Origin of the sequence: Herminiimonas fonticola (assembly GCF_003293745.1) — a bacterium.
Taxonomy (GTDB): Bacteria; Pseudomonadota; Gammaproteobacteria; order Burkholderiales; family Burkholderiaceae_D; genus Oxalicibacterium; species Oxalicibacterium fonticola.
The window spans coordinates 1138566-1153973 of sequence record NZ_PTLZ01000001.1 but is presented as its reverse complement, the minus strand read 5'-3'; the positions used below and the strand labels follow the sequence as shown (position 1 = coordinate 1153973).

Annotated in this window: 15 protein-coding genes and 1 riboswitch; of the genes, 3 read left to right on the top strand and 12 right to left on the bottom strand. The window is 45.5% G+C overall.

All coding sequences use genetic code 11. The features are described 5' to 3' along the window. Positions 1-37: 37 nt before the first annotated feature. The 3 genes from Hfont_RS05755 to glyA form a co-directional block, all read right to left on the bottom strand. A complete protein-coding gene (locus Hfont_RS05755) occupies positions 38-886 on the bottom strand; it encodes a Crp/Fnr family transcriptional regulator (protein WP_112991338.1) in 849 nt (282 codons plus the stop codon). A gap of 233 nt (positions 887-1119) precedes the next feature. Next, positions 1120-1590 carry a transcriptional regulator NrdR gene (nrdR, locus tag Hfont_RS05750; RefSeq protein ID WP_112991337.1) on the bottom strand — a complete coding sequence of 157 codons (471 nt, stop codon included), beginning with the start codon at positions 1588-1590 and terminating at the stop codon, positions 1120-1122. Positions 1591-1849: 259 nt separating this feature from the next. Further along, complete coding sequence (gene glyA / locus Hfont_RS05745) at positions 1850-3094, bottom strand: serine hydroxymethyltransferase (protein WP_112991336.1); 1245 nt, start codon at positions 3092-3094, stop codon at positions 1850-1852. Between the two features lie 168 nt (positions 3095-3262). After that, a riboswitch (ZMP/ZTP riboswitch) is annotated at positions 3263-3367 on the bottom strand. Positions 3368-3591: 224 nt separating this feature from the next. Here glyA and xth point away from each other — a divergent pair. Next, the gene (xth, locus tag Hfont_RS05740) at positions 3592-4356 is read left to right on the top strand and encodes an exodeoxyribonuclease III (RefSeq protein ID WP_112991729.1); all 765 of its coding nucleotides are present in this window, start codon (positions 3592-3594) and stop codon (positions 4354-4356) included. A gap of 199 nt (positions 4357-4555) precedes the next feature. Here xth and Hfont_RS05735 read toward each other — a convergent pair whose 3' ends face one another. Both Hfont_RS05735 and Hfont_RS05730 read right to left on the bottom strand, forming a co-directional pair. Next, on the bottom strand, positions 4556-6310 hold the full coding sequence (locus Hfont_RS05735) for an ATP-binding protein (RefSeq protein WP_112991335.1): 1755 nt from the start codon (positions 6308-6310) through the stop codon (positions 4556-4558). Positions 6311-6319: 9 nt separating this feature from the next. Next, complete coding sequence (locus tag Hfont_RS05730) at positions 6320-7648, bottom strand: DNA cytosine methyltransferase (RefSeq protein ID WP_206604461.1); 1329 nt, start codon at positions 7646-7648, stop codon at positions 6320-6322. A 66-nt stretch (positions 7649-7714) separates the two neighbouring features. Here Hfont_RS05730 and Hfont_RS05725 point away from each other — a divergent pair, with 66 nt between their 5' ends. Beyond that, entirely contained in the window at positions 7715-8470 is a 756-nt protein-coding gene (locus Hfont_RS05725) for a SprT-like domain-containing protein (RefSeq protein ID WP_112991334.1), read from the top strand. Between the two features lie 52 nt (positions 8471-8522). Here Hfont_RS05725 and Hfont_RS05720 read toward each other — a convergent pair whose 3' ends face one another. From Hfont_RS05720 to Hfont_RS05690, 7 genes are all read right to left on the bottom strand, one after another. After that, positions 8523-8756 carry a hypothetical protein gene (locus Hfont_RS05720; protein WP_112991333.1) on the bottom strand — a complete coding sequence of 78 codons (234 nt, stop codon included), beginning with the start codon at positions 8754-8756 and terminating at the stop codon, positions 8523-8525. A 197-nt stretch (positions 8757-8953) separates the two neighbouring features. Continuing rightward, positions 8954-9640 (bottom strand): hypothetical protein, encoded by a 687-nt coding sequence (locus Hfont_RS05715; RefSeq protein WP_112991332.1) that lies wholly within the window; start codon positions 9638-9640, stop codon positions 8954-8956. 32 nt (positions 9641-9672) lie between these two features. Next, complete coding sequence (locus tag Hfont_RS15190; RefSeq protein ID WP_112991331.1) at positions 9673-11703, bottom strand: nuclease-related domain-containing protein; 2031 nt, start codon at positions 11701-11703, stop codon at positions 9673-9675. 238 nt (positions 11704-11941) lie between these two features. Then, positions 11942-12817, bottom strand: coding sequence for a hypothetical protein (locus Hfont_RS05705; RefSeq protein ID WP_112991330.1), 876 nt, complete (start codon positions 12815-12817; stop codon positions 11942-11944). A gap of 65 nt (positions 12818-12882) precedes the next feature. Next, positions 12883-13428 carry a hypothetical protein gene (locus Hfont_RS05700; protein ID WP_112991329.1) on the bottom strand — a complete coding sequence of 182 codons (546 nt, stop codon included), beginning with the start codon at positions 13426-13428 and terminating at the stop codon, positions 12883-12885. Between the two features lie 60 nt (positions 13429-13488). Further along, positions 13489-14223, bottom strand: coding sequence for a type II toxin-antitoxin system RelE family toxin (locus Hfont_RS15130; protein WP_206604460.1), 735 nt, complete (start codon positions 14221-14223; stop codon positions 13489-13491). A gap of 127 nt (positions 14224-14350) precedes the next feature. Further along, positions 14351-14617: a hypothetical protein gene (locus tag Hfont_RS05690; RefSeq protein ID WP_133467268.1), complete on the bottom strand. Its 267-nt coding sequence runs from the start codon at positions 14615-14617 to the stop codon at positions 14351-14353. Positions 14618-14992: 375 nt separating this feature from the next. On the opposite strand from Hfont_RS05690, the gene Hfont_RS05685 reads away from it, so the two are divergent. After that, a complete protein-coding gene (locus Hfont_RS05685) occupies positions 14993-15394 on the top strand; it encodes a helix-turn-helix domain-containing protein (RefSeq protein ID WP_112991327.1) in 402 nt (133 codons plus the stop codon). Positions 15395-15408: the final 14 nt, after the last annotated feature.

The window sequence follows — 15408 nt, the reverse complement described above, 5'->3', positions numbered from 1 at the left end:
CTGAAACATTCGGCGACTTTTTTATTTGGACTTCTTGTTATCGTTCGTTTGCTGCCAGCAATCCGTCATATTCTTTTTTCAGGCTGGTGTAACACTCGCAGATTTGCTCTTCCAGACCTGCTCTATCCACGACCGTGATTTGTCCACGGCTGTAATGAATCAATCCTTCATCCTGCAATTTACGTGCGGCTTCAGTGACGCTTTCACGTCGCACGCCCAGCATGTTTGCAATCAGATCTTGCGTCATGCTGATCTTGTTGGTCGGCAGACGATCCAGACTAAGCAAGAGCCAGCGGCACAGTTGCTGCACGATCGTATGATGACGATTGCATGCAACTGTGTGTGCCATTTGCGAAAACAGGGCTTGGGTAAAGCGCAGCAATAACTGTTGCAATGCACCTCCCCGTGCAAACTCTTCTTTCAACACGGAAGCCTTGATACGGAAGCCGTAGCCGGCACTCTTGACGAAGGCGCGATTCAACGATGCGCCACCACCCATGACGATGTCGACACCTACCAGGCCTTCATAACCGATCACGGCTGTTTCCGATGAAGCGCCATCGGCAGTTTCATACAGGAGCGAGACTATGCTACTGCTTAAAAAATAGGCATATTGCATTTTTTCGCCAGCGGCGCAAATTGTCGTACCGAAAGGCATTTCGACGAATTCAAGATGCGGCAGCAAGCGATCATAATCTGCGGCCGGCAATGCGGCGAGCAAACCATTGTGCTTAGGATTGTGGCCATGCAAACCTGCCAGCGCTTTAGGTGCAATCGGCCGATTATCAGGAGTTTCATCAAGCCTGGTTTTAAGCGCTGCGATGGTATTGGAATTAATAACATGATGACCAACAGGCTTGATGCGCAGATTCGAAACTTGTGCCATGGGTATTCCCCTTGTAATCATGATTTCCGAGGTTTGATCATCACCCCATCTTCGCGCCAGAAAAATCAGCGCTTATCCCATTTGCGTGTGAGATCACACTGACAAAGAGACAATAATCAAACAATGGGTTGCCCAATGGAAATTATCGAGCCGGGATCTGCTGGCAAGCACTCGTTGCTGCATAAAAAAAATGACCCGCATTGCGGGCCATTTTAAAATTCTTACAAGCATTCTTATTTAGGTGGAACTTTGCGCTCACGCCCCACTTCGGCAATCGCATCCTGGAACTCGGCAACGTCTTCAAAACTTTTGTAGACCGACGCAAAGCGGATATAGGCAATCTTGTCCAGTCGCTGCAGCTCGCGCATCACCAGCTCGCCAATTTGCCCGGAAACAACCTCACGCTCGCCGCTAGACAATAGTTTTTGTTCGATACGATGAATTGCTGCGTCCACCGCTTCGGCTGAAACTGGACGTTTGCGCAAGGCAAGTTGCAGACTGGCTTGCAGTTTTTTTGGATCGAAGTCGGTACGGCTGCCGTTCTTCTTGACGATGACAGGCATCGTCAACTCTATCCGTTCGTAAGTCGTGAAGCGTTTATCGCAGCTCACGCAGCGGCGCCGGCGACGTATGCTGTCCCCCTCCTCCGAGATGCGTGTATCCAGAACCTGAGTATCGTCGTGCTGGCAAAAAGGACATTTCATTGCGGTACGCGGCCTTATGGATCGTCTTGTAGATCGTTGTTTTATAGATCGCTACTTCAGCGAAACCTTGAACATTCTCGGCAATTTTCGCCGGCTCAAAAATACGACTGCAGATGCATTCAAATACCACTACTAGCTACCCAACATCCCAAAATGGCCTCATCCGGTTATTCACCGCGACGAGGCCATTCTGCCGTACTTTTCCATTTTTACAAAAAAGTTCTTTGCTACAAAAATTCTTTAAAACTAAAGTTTGAGATCAACCATAAACCGGGAATGCATCCGTCAATTTTTTGACTTCAGCTTTCACGCGTTCAATGGTTGCTGCATCGTTTGGATTATCCAGTACGTCGGCGATCAGGTTGCCGACCTTGGTGGCTTCCGCTTCCTTGAAACCGCGTGTCGTCATCGCCGGGCTGCCGAGACGAATACCGGAAGAAATAAACGGTTTTTCCGGATCGTTAGGAATGCCGTTCTTGTTGGTCGTGATGTGCGCAGAACCGAGCAGCGCTTCAGCATCCTTGCCCGTGATTTTCTTCGCGCGCAAATCGACCAGCATCACGTGCGATTCAGTGCGATTGGAAACGATACGCAAACCGCGTGCGATCAAGGCCTTGGCCAACGCGTCTGCGTTCTTGACGACTTGTTGCTGATACGCCTTGAACTCTGGTGCCAATGCTTCCTTGAATGCGACTGCCTTGCCGGCGATCACATGCATCAATGGGCCGCCTTGAATCCCCGGGAAGATAGCCGAGTTGATGATTTTTTCATGTTCGGCTTTCATCAGGATGAAGCCGCCGCGTGGGCCGCGCAATGATTTGTGCGTGGTCGATGTAACGAAGTCGGCAAACGGTACAGGATTCGGATATTCACCTGCAGCGATCAGACCGGCGTAATGCGCCATGTCGACCATGAAGTAGGCACCGATTTCTTTCGCAATTTTTGCAAAGCGTTCAAAGTCTATGCGCAGTGCATACGCCGATGCGCCGGCAATGATCATCTTCGGTTTGTGTTCACGCGCCAGACGTTCCATCTGTTCGTAATCGATTTCTTCCTTGTCGTTCAAGCCGTAGGAAACCACGTTGAACCATTTGCCGGACATGTTCAATGCCATGCCGTGCGTCAAGTGACCGCCTTCTGCCAGCGACATACCCATGATGGTGTCGCCTGGTTTGAGGACGGCAAAGAACACGCCCTGGTTCGCTTGCGAACCGGAATTCGGTTGTACGTTGGCAGCTTCTGCGCCAAACAATTTCTTTACGCGATCGATCGCGAGTTGCTCAACGATGTCTACGTATTCACAGCCGCCGTAATAACGCTTGCCTGGATAACCTTCCGCATATTTATTCGTCAGCTGCGACCCTTGTGCTTCCATCACGGCAGGCGAAGTGTAGTTTTCGGACGCGATCAACTCGATGTGATCTTGTTGACGGGTATTTTCCTTCTGGATCGCCGACCACAGTTCGGTATCTGTTTTTGCGAGGGTCTGGTCTTTTGAAAACATGAATCACTCCAATCGTTCAAAAATGAGAAGAAAGCTATAGCGTAGGTACAACGGCACATCAAAGCCGCATCAAAAAATCGAAGCGCAAAGACATGCAATTACAACAAGCTGGGATAGAAAGAGGAGCCAAAATTTAACGCGCAGGCAGCCTCAGTCTTACTCAACCATTCGGGCTACCCAGGCGCACGGCAATGAAATCTCACGCTTCACGGTGGATAGGCCCACCTTACGACGCGATGTAATCGGTCGGATTCGCCAGTTACGTGAGACGAAACGGTGCGTGAATTTTACGGCAAGCGCCTCCTTTGGGCAAGCAGCAGGCTGCTTTATGCACGATGAAAAAATGGCAAGATCAGGCCCAACGACTATCGCAGCTGACTGATACAATTCCGCATCCAAGGCGCAGGAGAGTCAGCATCGCCACGAGAGTTAAAAAACTGCTGCCGCACTCACCTCGCATTTACATCGCATTTACTTATCCAGCAATCGAACCTCACATGAAAATAGCCACCTGGAACGTCAACTCCCTGAAGGTTCGCCTGCCGCAAGTCCTGCAATGGCTGGCCGATAATCCCGTCGATGTGCTCTGCCTGCAGGAAACCAAAACAGTCGATGAGAAATTTCCGGTAGCGGAAATTGAAGCTGCCGGTTATCAGGTCGTATTCAGCGGACAAAAGACTTATAACGGTGTCGCCATCCTGTCGCGCCATCCCATCACGGACGTCGTCAAAAACAATCCGCTGTACGCAGATGAACAGCAACGCATCATCGCTGCCACGATAGAAGGCGTGCGCGTCATCTGCGCTTACATCCCTAACGGACAATCGCTGGATTCCGACAAGTACATCTACAAACTCAGCTGGCTCAAGGGCTTGCATAAATGGCTGGAACAAGAGCAAAAGCAGCATGCGCAACTGGCATTGCTGGGCGACTACAACATCGCACCTGAAGACCGCGACGTACACGATCCGGCAGCATGGGTGGGACAGGTATTGGTATCAGAACCGGAACGTGCGGCATTTGTGCGCCTGCAGGAAATGGGCTTTACAGATGCCTTCCGCATGTTTGATCAGCCGCCAAAATTGTATAGCTGGTGGGATTATCGTCAGATGGGATTCCGCCTGAATCGCGGCATGCGCATCGATCACATTCTGCTGTCGGCACCATTGGCTGAACGTTGCAGTGCCTGCGTCATCGACAAGGTGCCGCGCAAGTGGGAACAACCATCGGATCACACGCCTGTGATTGCCACCCTCGATTGATGATAGAACGTGCCTGTGTAGCTTTTCGGAGCCAGCGCAGGATGTAAAAAAGCACTCTTATCCAGCAAGCGCCCAATACGACGAAAGCAACACTCTTATCCAGCAAGCGCCCAATACGACGAAAGCAACAAAAAAGCCCGCTGAATTACGGGCTTTTTTTACTTGAACGTGCGTATGATTTAGCAGAATAAACAAAGACTTACGACGGCTGTCTCTGATATGCCCATTCTAACAATGGCTGAATGTTAAGCAAAACACGATCTAACGTCGGCTTTGTTGGCTGAAAATGTCCATGAGAAATAGTATTCAATAGAATAATATCCAACTGATCGCTAGCCTTATTAGTATTAGCTTGTATGCATTTAATTACGGCATGATCATTCTTAAAATGAAAAACATCTCCTTGTAAATTATTCTTTGATAGCTGTGAAGCATTTTTGTTTAGGTGAGTTAGGAGAGCTTGAATGCCCAAATCCGAAACTTTTCTATACTCCGAATTGAAATCTCTACGAATACGATCAAGACAGCCGCATTCCAAAACAATACGAAGACATAAAGCCGTACTAATAAATCTTGTGGCACGATATTGTCGAATCGTTTCCTCAATAATTGACTTAAGAGCTAGGTTACTTGTGCTCACCATAAGCGAGTCAAGAAGGGCTATTGCAGGCGCGGGTATCACTTGAGGTTTTACCGGATTAGTAGGAGGATTTGTTTTCGGATTCCCTTTATTATTTCCCTCCTCGGTCGCAGGGCTGACAGGCTTCTGAGTTGGTTTTCCCTCATCTTTCTCTGGCGCCTTGGGTTTAGGTGACGGCTTAGTAGGAGAAACGCCCTCCTTATCTTCATCTTCAACTACCCACCCGGCGGGTATTTCTTTCCGATAATTTTCCGCTTGAGCCATTAAAGCTTCCACGCCGTCAAGACGCAAAATATGAACCAGAAAATCATCTTCATCGATGTTAAAGCCATCTTTCATATAACTCACAGGCAAACCGTCTAGATGAAGCTCCCCGTAAATACGTTGCTTGCCATATTTGTTGGCTGTTTTATATAGTTTCGGAGGATTGTATGGCTTGCTCTTCAATCCTTTAATTACTCGCCCATATCGAAACAGTACAAGCCCTGGATTATTGACGTAACTACCAGTCTCACGGAGTTCAAGATGGCCGGTTACATGATGTCCTAAGTAATCAAATTCAACTGGCACAGTCCATGATTTTTCTGGCCCGCTAAGAATGAGTTTTTTCCCGCGCACCTTGTAATTTCGAGCTATTAAAACGTCAGAAGCTCCAGAATCTTGATATTTCAGATTTTTTTGATTGGCACCGTCATATGTAGCGTTCAAGGTTAGATAAGCTCCAGTGCCTCGAGTAAAGGTCTGGTAAATTTCAGTCAATGCTTCGCAAATGGCAACATACCTGTCCGATGCTATCGGCTTATGTAAATCCTTCAATAAGATCGTCGTTCCGCTTGCATGCCTCTTTGTTGCGCTAGTTTTTTTAACATCGATTTCAGTTTTTCCAGCAGCAATCAATTTATCTAAATCGAAATCGACGGTGTAATCAAAATTTTCCCCAGTCGGGCTTGTGGATAGGGACCATATTGGAGAAAACCACACCGCAGCAGCTTTCATACCAATACCAAATTCGCTTAATCCTCGTTGCGTAGGAGGTTTCGCAGGCTTAAGTGCATGGACTAAATGTTCTCCAGAGATGCCGACTCCATCATCAATAATTGAAATCGAATTTTGAGAGGCGGCATCTCGATAATTATTTGAATAGAAGGATAAATTAATCGTTAATTTTTCATGCAACTTTGGATTGCTCGCGACAGCATTCTGGTGTGCATGAATAGCGTTATCAATGAACTCCGCTAATGCATAAGACTCCTCGTAGCCTTGGCTACGGAGAAGAAGATACATCGACATGTCTGGCGATACGTCAACTAACATAGCGGTCCCTTAGCGAATTAATTGATTGGCAATTTCGCCAACGATATGAGCATTTACTGCATTTCCCAATGCCTTGAAGGCCATACCATTGAATTTTGGAAAATGCTTCAATCCATCTAATGATTGAAGTGCGGCTGCTTCACGCACGCTCATATATCGACGTTTTGCTCCGATTATTGGTGTTTGCGTAGGTGTCATGGCTACGAGAGACGGTGCGTAATCAGGTTTGCTGATACGAATTCCAGAGGCTCTAAATTGGATTGTATGTTTCCAAATACTTGGTACTTGGCGATTGCCACGCCATTCCATTTTTTGCCAACTGTTATGGCTGTCGATAAAGTCCGTTTTCCAAACATCAAGAAAATCAACGTGTTGTTCATAAAGCTGCCTACTATGAATAATTGATTGCTTCAGCCACTCAGGTGTTTTTCCGTCTTTCCCCCCAACATAATGCGGCAGCTTCGACATGACCTCGGCCCATGTTTTGCATTCAGATAATGAAGCGCCGAACGCTCCTCTAAAGAGACGCATCTCTTTCAATGTCATGCGCTTCAAATCCGTCAGGGGATAATCGGCACCAAACTCGGCCGCCAAGGTTGTTTTATGACTGAACGTCTTTACTTCAGTAATCAATGCTTGCCAACGCTTCAATACCTTTATTTTTTCTTTTTCTAATGGCCGAGTTTCAGTATCGTTTCCGATCAAATCAGATAATTTTTTAACTGGATGAAGATTAATAACAGGCCAACTAAAGTGGTCTAACCCCACTTGGCTAGCAACAACAAAAACACGCTCACGCTTTTGCGGTATGCCAAATTCGTGCGGGGAGTAAATCCTGTAATCAATCGTATAACCGAGTTTAATAAACGTGCGTTTAATGTGATCCCAAAATTCACCATTTTGAATGGTTAAAATTTCAGGAACATTTTCAAGCATAACAAAACTAGGTTTGTGAGCTCTAACGATTCGGAAAACATCATCAATTAACTTGCCAGATGCGGGACATGCAGCCCCCTTCTTTTTACCTGCAGATGAGAAGGGTTGGCAGGGAAATCCGGCGCACAGAACGTCGTGTGGAGGTATATCTAGTTCGTTCACCTTCCGAATATCACCTTCAGGTCGCAATCCGAAATTGCGTTCATAAATATCTCGTAGCTCACCATCCAGCTCGGAGGCAAAAATGCATTGCATCCCTTGTTTTTCGAGGGCGACATGAAATCCTCCTAACCCAGAAAATAAATCCGCAAATCGCAAGATTTTTTTAGGCGATGCAAATGAAGTCGGCATTGCTAAAGAACCATACGATTCATTTTCCGACCCAGATTTGAAATCATCCATTTAGCCCCCTGAAATATCAGAATTTTGTTTTATAATGTTTCGTACGATACATTATCCACATGAAAAATGAAAGCAGTCAAGCCAACTAACGATTTTTATGGGCAGTTGCAATATGCGTACGAACACTTCAATCGGACGCTTTTTGATCGAGCTCTTCCAGAGTGCTTAATTACTGTCCAGCGTGAGAAAAACACAATGGGATTTTTCTCGCCGTTGCGCTGGAGTAGCACGTCCGCTTCCGATGTGCATGAGATAGCCTTAAATCCAATTTATTTTGCTAATCGCAAAGTAATCGAAATATTTCAAACACTTGTCCATGAACAATGCCATTTGTGGCAACACGAGTTTGGCAATCCTAGTCGGTCTGGTTACCACAATCGTGAATGGGCAGAAAAAATGGAATCAATTGGATTAATGCCGAGCTCATCTGCTCAAGTAGGTGGTCGAAAAGTCGGTCAGAAGATGTCTGATTATGTGATTGACGGGGGAGTATTTCAACGCTCGTGCATTGGGTTGATAAAAAAGGGGTATCAATTTAATTGGGTCGATCGGCGGACTAATCTGCAAGGTAGCGAAGACTCATTGAAAAGAAAACATAAGCGCTCAGTTCCAACAAAGTTCATGAAGAACTCTCCTGAAGTTCTCCTTGAGCTTCCAGTTTCGATTTTGATACCTAACTTTGTCCCTGAAATGAAGACGACGGCGGAAAAAACGCGTTATAAAACGAAATATTGCTGCCCACATTGCAAGATCAATGTCTGGGGAAAGCCAATGCTTCATATAAGATGTGAGACATGCGACGCAAGTTTTATTCCGGAGTAGATACTGCAAGTGATGGGCTGAATTTCGTCGGACTTTTGCGATACCGATTGCTTTACGATGGATTTGAATGGTTACGCAAATATTCATGAATCGCAATTTTCTGACCACTCGATGGACTTCTGTCCATATCACTATGCCAGTCAATGTGAGAAATATCCTCACTTTGAAAACCTGCTTTAACTAAAAGCGAAGCTAGGACAATCGCATCAGCAGATTCGAGCGTCTCTCCGTTGGGTAGGGCCGCAACTAGAATTCCGTCATCAAGTGATATCTCTATCGTATTCATGTACCTTTGGCTCGTAATCAAATTGTCGCGTTTAGTTCTATCAATGGGCGGGCGCGGACTCGCAAATGTCATTGAAGTATATGGAGTATTGGGAAGTATCTACTTATTAATCGCAAGCTTCCCCGAACTTCAAAGCGCACTCGGTATGCCGCATATATGTACGGATATGAAATAACAAATAACTAATTGAGACCCAATCAATTTTTTCTATTTTTAATGGCTTGGTTGAGTTCAATTACAAGCTCTTCAGCACACTTTAAACAGTCTGAATATTCCTGAATAAGGCTGTCGCCATGCTCGATAAATTTACTTTGTGAAAAGTCAACTTTCGCTTGGCGTATGGCTTCTTCGACCGCAATGATGCCTCCAGTCGGATAAGGCAGATTCTGCATAGCTGAATAATCGGCAAGTTGGTCGTTGTTAATTTTAAGTGCGACTAACAATAGTTCAAATCGTGCATATGCCCCGATGATAGTTTCCCGAAGTTTATCTTCTGGAATGATGCCTATCCTGTTGACGTTGCTATTGTAAATTTTGAACGGCCGATCCGAAGGATAGAAAGTCATCTGCACGCCTTCGCCAATGATGGCCTCCGAAATGCCCTTTCCAAAGGACGTCTTCGCTCCCCTCATGGCGATTACCACTTCATCTCTCAAGCCAAGCAGAAGACGCAGGACTGCAACCTCATCATTTATTGCGTCACGCGTTAAATCGTTTCTATGCTGATTTATGGAGACACCGATAGCAACAAAAATAGCGAGGACAGAACCAACAGCCTGAACCCAAGCCGGCGCGTCTTTATTTGCCCAATCTAGTTGCCAAATCAGTACGCCACCTACCCAACATCCTGTAAACATCAAATAGATGTTCATAAAAATCTTCATGCTTCTCCTTTGTTTGAAGAGTGCTTTAGTAACTACGGCGCATTACCAAGGTGGCACTTCTTGTATTTCAACCCGCTACCACATGGGCAAGACTCATTGCGGCCAGTTTTGTCCCTCGTCCATTTAACAAAAGGTTTCTGAGGGACCGCGCCTCCCTTACGCTGCTGCATTGTTGCAGTTTGTGAGTCCATTTCATCGGACTGCTCCCATTCGAAATCCAAAACGACGCCCATACGGATGCTCTCGTCAGTGTTTAGGCAAAGACCAATCCATTTGTGTGCTTTCTGCGTGTATTTCCGCAGGTGGCAATGAGCTGCCAGTCTATCTGCGGCTTCGTCTGAGGACTTAGGGTTACAGTGCAGGCATATGCCTTCCCCTGTCTCACCAATGCCGACTGTAAAGTCGTGAAGTTTGCCATCCACTTTAGCTCGTCGAGTTATCTGGTGAATGGCCTCGTCAATGTGTCGGCATGTTTCTTCTCCTATGCTGAGCAAAAGAAAACCAAGCTCAACCGCAGCTGGATCACTCTTCTTTTCAATCTGCGTTATCAGGCGCTCAAACGCAGTTCCAGCGAACTTAGTCAATATTCCGTCTGGCGTTCTTTTCCCAGGAACACCATCTCGCCGAACAGTCATCGCAAGGTCTAGGTCGCTGCTAATGTCGTCTCCCAGCATGACTAAGGAATTCTCCGGAGAGAGCCAAAGGTTTTGCTTAAGATGGAAAGACAATGCGACTAACTCGTGGGCTAGGTGCAGCCGATCAGCTTGAAGAACTCTCTGGTTGATATAGCTTAGAAGCCGCAGTGGCGTTTCAAGCATCTCCGTCATCGCATCTAGGAGGAAAACATCCATGATGAATGGTGGTCTGATTCCATCAGAAACCTCAGGCTTCAGAAACTGGCCAGCTTGAAAGCTTAGAGCGGGGTAATGATCTGCAACGACATTGAGGATGAAGACTTCTTTTGGTGCCCACACTAACTTGACCTCCGCACCTGCACTGTCACGCAGTGCGCAGTCTCCATCGAGTATCCTGCGAGCACATAACAATCCTTGTTCATACGAGTCTGCAATTGCCTTTTGAAAGTCAGCTTCAATTTGGCCGTCATTTCCTTTTCTTGCTTCTAATGTCAGTCTTTTTGACTTTGCTTGAACGACAATTACGCGATCACCGAATGTCACAAGAACATCAATCTCGCCAGCTTTGTTCTTCCCATGAAAAACATCAATATTGCTGCGGACATTTGCCCCTCCGAAGACTTTCGCTAATCGGCGAGCAGTGAATGACTCCGTGAACTCACCGCGGTGCTTGAAGGCTTTTGCTTTATATGTATCATCCGCACCCATCCAGTAAAAAGGCGATTCATAGAGGGCTTCCACAATGCTGTAATACTGGAACAGTAATACGCGCCCATCTGGCAGTGGAATTAATGGAGTTGCCGAAATGGAGTTGAATGCGGTGGCATCTGTAAATGTTGTATTTCGTCCTTTGAGCGTAAAAGCATCCAGCACAGCCCGAACTTCCTCTATTGGAACTCCACTGGCAAGTGCTAGTTCTTCCGAGGCAAGGTAGAAGCCAGGAAGAATTGTCCAACTTGCGGGAGCATCTGGAGGCATGGCTTTATGTGCTTCCATGACATTGATGTTCTGTCTTTCGCCAATGGCGCGTACAACGGCAGTAGCGGCTTGAATATCGAAGCCCATTTTTCTGCGCAACCAGTCATTGTCTTTGCCATACTTTTCTGGTGAGAAGTCTCGATACTGAAAACCATAAGCGGACTCACCACCATAAAAGATTGGTTCACGAAGAAACGCACCACGTTGCGAAGCTGCCTCGTCTGACTGACCAGATCTTGATGCAGTCATGTTTTCGAACATCGGCATGCCTATCGCCGCGTGAAGTTCTTCCATTAACTGAAGTGTCCGGTCCACATAGGCCTGCATTGTTTCTGGACTCGGGAGACTCAAGTCAACGGCATTCTGTACTAGGAGTCCGATAAGCGTCGTAATCTCCGTACGAATCAACCTGTCGGAAGCGAAGAGCCTCTGCATGTCGTCTGCCTTCATTTCAGAGTCAAACGCAACGAAGTTGTCTCGATGACAGATGTAAGCAATGGCGTGAGCGTAGCCCGGGCTACTACATAGAGCAAAAATCTCAGCGAAAACTTCGGCTTCAGTCTTACTAGTTTTATGTGGGCCTAATCGCACGCTACTTCTTTCTAATTGGCTGAATAAAAATGACCATAAATCTCGGCATGAATACTTACCATTTCCTGCTGAGGCAGATATTGAATGACGCGCTTTTTCAATTTACAGCTATCGGTGGAATTTTTGGTTTGCTCCAACCGTATTGCTCGCGCATTGCTTCAGTAAATGTCGTAATGAGTTCGTGAGCCAGACCCCAGTCACAAATAAGCTGTGGATGCATGTAGATGGGTGGCGAGGCATCATCACCTATCAGGGAAAGTGCCATCATGATGCTGTTGCGACCTAAAGATTCCTTTTCCCTCTCAATGCTTTCGTGTTTTTCCAAACGTTCATCAACTTCATGTCTTGTTTCACAAGATACCGTGGCGCATAAAGTTTGCATTGATTCTTCATTAAGCTCCTGCCAGCGGTTTCCGTCTTCGGCTGTGTAAACACGGGAAGGAAGATAGGGAGCAATGCGATGCGCAGTAGAGTCTCTATAGAGTTTGCCGTAATCATCAAACCAAGTTTTGACTGTTTCTTGTGCGAGATATTCTTTTAGCCGCTTTGGAAAAAATCGCTGCGACTCTGACTTGAACGGGCCAATTTTCAATGGCGCCAACTGTTGTCCAGATTCGAGAATACAAACCCATGCGATATTGTCAAATAGTGCATATAAGTTAATAACAAAAGCATGCATCTGTATTGCAATGTCTATGCACTCATCCTTGGTGAGGAAAGTTTTCTTGTTAAGTGGGTAGATGCGGTAGATGTTATTAACTGCTCGTTCAATTAGTTGCAGCCTTCGTCCAATTCCCTCATTTGCAAATGTTCGTGCACGTGGAACCTTAAGCTGACCAGCCAAACTATATAAATCTATTTGAACGGTCACTTGTGCATTTCTTAGCGTCCGCACTTCTTTCATAAAGTCGCGTGCATGCTTCGCAGAATATTCATTTGCGTCATCGCCGGTTGATTGTTCTCTTTGATCCATTTTTATTTACGGATATTAATGAGGGCATTTCATGCATAAGTAATGCATGCCTAAACAGACAGCTGTTAATTATTTCTCTCGACGTCCGGTAGGATTTGATAATGCTGCTTAGCTGCAGCTTCGAGATTTTGTAAAAGCTCAGCGTCTTCAGAAGATGAGGCGATGAACTTATCAATAGATCTCCGTAGAGCTCGAAGAAGAACATCGTAGTGCAACGTTATAATCTGGCCCGCAAACTTAGTAGAAGCCAGTGCATCATCCATAGCCTGTGCGTTAGCAGTGCCTGCGGCATAGCCGATACGCCTCGCTTTCCCAGCCGAAGATAAACGCGACGTACCTGTTAGCGTATGTACCATGCCGCATCGGGCAGCATAGAGTTCGCTTGCGGTAAGTGTGGGGTAGCTGGAAACAAGCTCTGGCAAAAGCCACGTGGATACCCAGGCTTCATAACTCTCTCCGATTGCAATCTTTCCTTTAGATGAACCTGCCCAGGCCAACGTATCTATATGCGAATAAAGAAGTACTTGTGCTGGAACGTACTGTCGTACTTCAATGCAATGCGCAGCAGCTGAGAGCATGTCCTCGTTATTCTTTAAGAAGTGCTCTAGCATGCAAAGGTTCCTTTGAAAACGTTTTGGCAATTGAGACTGGTTAGTGTTTTTTTAGATGTTTTATTCATACACGCTCCCTCTCGAACTAAAGGACATCAATACAATTTGGTTTGTAGATGTAATTACCTTGTAGATCAATCTGTCGTCGCCAATTCTGTAACGCCAAAGACCAGAGAGGTTACCAGTGAGAGGCTTCACGGTGTCGCCATGCACAGTAAAGGGGGCATCCGTTAGTTTAGTGATTGCCTCCAAAACTCTTGCTCGTTTGTTTTTATCAATCCTCGAAATGGATTTGACAAACTCTGCTGAAAATCCCACGTACCAATCTGGTTCCGCAAGGCTATATGAAATGTTCTGAGCTTCTCGATAGCTTTCGCTGAGCCGCCATCTCGCGTCTTTCAGAGAGCGATAAGCCTGCGGAGGGATGTCTTGTTCCCAGAAACTTTTTAGTACTTTCTGGAAGTCTGCAAAGTCAGGGAAGAAGGTAGTCCCTTCTTCTCCGTCGCTGACCGTTAACTCGACCCGAAGTTTTTCTTCATCAGTCAGTGTCAAGAAGTCTTCTGGAGAAGCATCTATTAGTTCCTGCCAAGTTTTCTTTTTTTTTCGTGGCAAATCATCATATCGTTTAACGATAAATTCAGGCGTAAGGAGTAGAAACAGAGGCCAAAAAAGAAGAATGAAACATATGGGCGCAATGCGCCACCGTTCTGATTGTCCTCTTCGAAACAAAGCAATTACAGTCAGTAGTAATCCCACTGCAAAATATGACCAAAGATATGGCGCGAGCTCGCTCACGGAGCATCCTAACGTGAAAGGAATGAGCGAATGATTCTACTGGTAAAGATACTTTTCGATAGATGAAATTGTTGGGCAAAATCTATTCCCATATTTATGGGATACCAATCTATGAAAGAGTAGTACGTTATTTTTTTGGGTCAGGTTTAACCGCAGCGGACTTAATCGTGATTGAGTGTTTACGGAAATACTGATGGATCGCAATTTTCTGCCCAGCAGACGGACTGCGATCCATATCACTATGCCAGTCAATATGTGAGATATCTTCACTTTGAAAACCCGCTTTAACTAAAAGCGAAGCTAGGATAATTGCATCGGCAGATTCGAGCGTCTCTCCATTGGGCAGAGTAGCAACTAGAATTCCCTCATCAAATGAGATCTCTATCGTATTCATGTATCCACGTAGAAGAAGTACGGCGATCATTGGAAGCAATGAAAATGAAGCATATCACTGACAAACTTTTAAATCATCGTTAAAGATATGAAGAATGGATTCCAAGCAGAAGTGTGATTGATGTTGTAAGAATGCATCAGTAACTTAAATCAATGAACCCAGTAAATCACTCTAAAAAATCATAATTTTTTACTTAAAAAAGCGTCAAATTTCATTTTTAAAATGAAATTTATTGAATCACATTCGAATAAATATTTTATTTAGTATTTATTTTAGAAGAGAAAAAATATGTAATTTTTATCCTAATTTTTTCTCTGTATCTTCATCATCTGGTTCGGTACTCTTACAGCAATACATTAGATTGCAAGATACCAAATGTCACCTTACGGCGAGAAACTTTCAGAATTTATTCGACGAGAAAATCTGCAGCAGAAACAGTTTGCTGTGGAGATAGGTGTATTGCCTAATCATATTAGCCAAGTCTTGAGCGGTACGAAGGGACCGCTACTTAATCAACACGAAAAGATCGTCAAGACCTTACGACTCAGGGCTTCAGAAAGTGCTGAACTATTGAGCTTGGCAGAAATTTCGAATCTTACATTCCGTTTGCCGGATGATTCTCAGCCAATCCACTATCGGATCGCTGCACTGCTCTGTAAAAAATCCCATCTGGAGAGCAGCAAGGACAAGCTTATTGAAATTGCTCAGTTAGCTTTAGCCGAGTATGTAGATAGTTCTGCTTATCGGCCAATACGATCACAGGAGGCAAAAATGTAAAACGCGACAAGCCT

Excerpts from the sequence above, each read along its gene's own strand:
- Hfont_RS05755 (WP_112991338.1), bottom strand. The coding sequence starts at position 886 with ATGGCACAAGTTTCGAATCTGCGCATCAAGCCTGTTGGTCATCATGTT.
- nrdR (WP_112991337.1), bottom strand. The coding sequence starts at position 1,590 with ATGAAATGTCCTTTTTGCCAGCACGACGATACTCAGGTTCTGGATACA.
- glyA (WP_112991336.1), bottom strand. The coding sequence starts at position 3,094 with ATGTTTTCAAAAGACCAGACCCTCGCAAAAACAGATACCGAACTGTGG.
- xth (WP_112991729.1), top strand. The coding sequence starts at position 3,592 with ATGAAAATAGCCACCTGGAACGTCAACTCCCTGAAGGTTCGCCTGCCG.
- Hfont_RS05735 (WP_112991335.1), bottom strand. The coding sequence starts at position 6,310 with ATGTTAGTTGACGTATCGCCAGACATGTCGATGTATCTTCTTCTCCGT.
- Hfont_RS05730 (WP_206604461.1), bottom strand. The coding sequence starts at position 7,648 with ATGGATGATTTCAAATCTGGGTCGGAAAATGAATCGTATGGTTCTTTA.
- Hfont_RS05725 (WP_112991334.1), top strand. The coding sequence starts at position 7,715 with ATGAAAGCAGTCAAGCCAACTAACGATTTTTATGGGCAGTTGCAATAT.
- Hfont_RS05720 (WP_112991333.1), bottom strand. The coding sequence starts at position 8,756 with ATGAATACGATAGAGATATCACTTGATGACGGAATTCTAGTTGCGGCC.
- Hfont_RS05715 (WP_112991332.1), bottom strand. The coding sequence starts at position 9,640 with ATGAAGATTTTTATGAACATCTATTTGATGTTTACAGGATGTTGGGTA.
- Hfont_RS15190 (WP_112991331.1), bottom strand. The coding sequence starts at position 11,703 with ATGAAGGCAGACGACATGCAGAGGCTCTTCGCTTCCGACAGGTTGATT.
- Hfont_RS05705 (WP_112991330.1), bottom strand. The coding sequence starts at position 12,817 with ATGGATCAAAGAGAACAATCAACCGGCGATGACGCAAATGAATATTCT.
- Hfont_RS05700 (WP_112991329.1), bottom strand. The coding sequence starts at position 13,428 with ATGCTAGAGCACTTCTTAAAGAATAACGAGGACATGCTCTCAGCTGCT.
- Hfont_RS05690 (WP_133467268.1), bottom strand. The coding sequence starts at position 14,617 with ATGAATACGATAGAGATCTCATTTGATGAGGGAATTCTAGTTGCTACT.
- Hfont_RS05685 (WP_112991327.1), top strand. The coding sequence starts at position 14,993 with ATGTCACCTTACGGCGAGAAACTTTCAGAATTTATTCGACGAGAAAAT.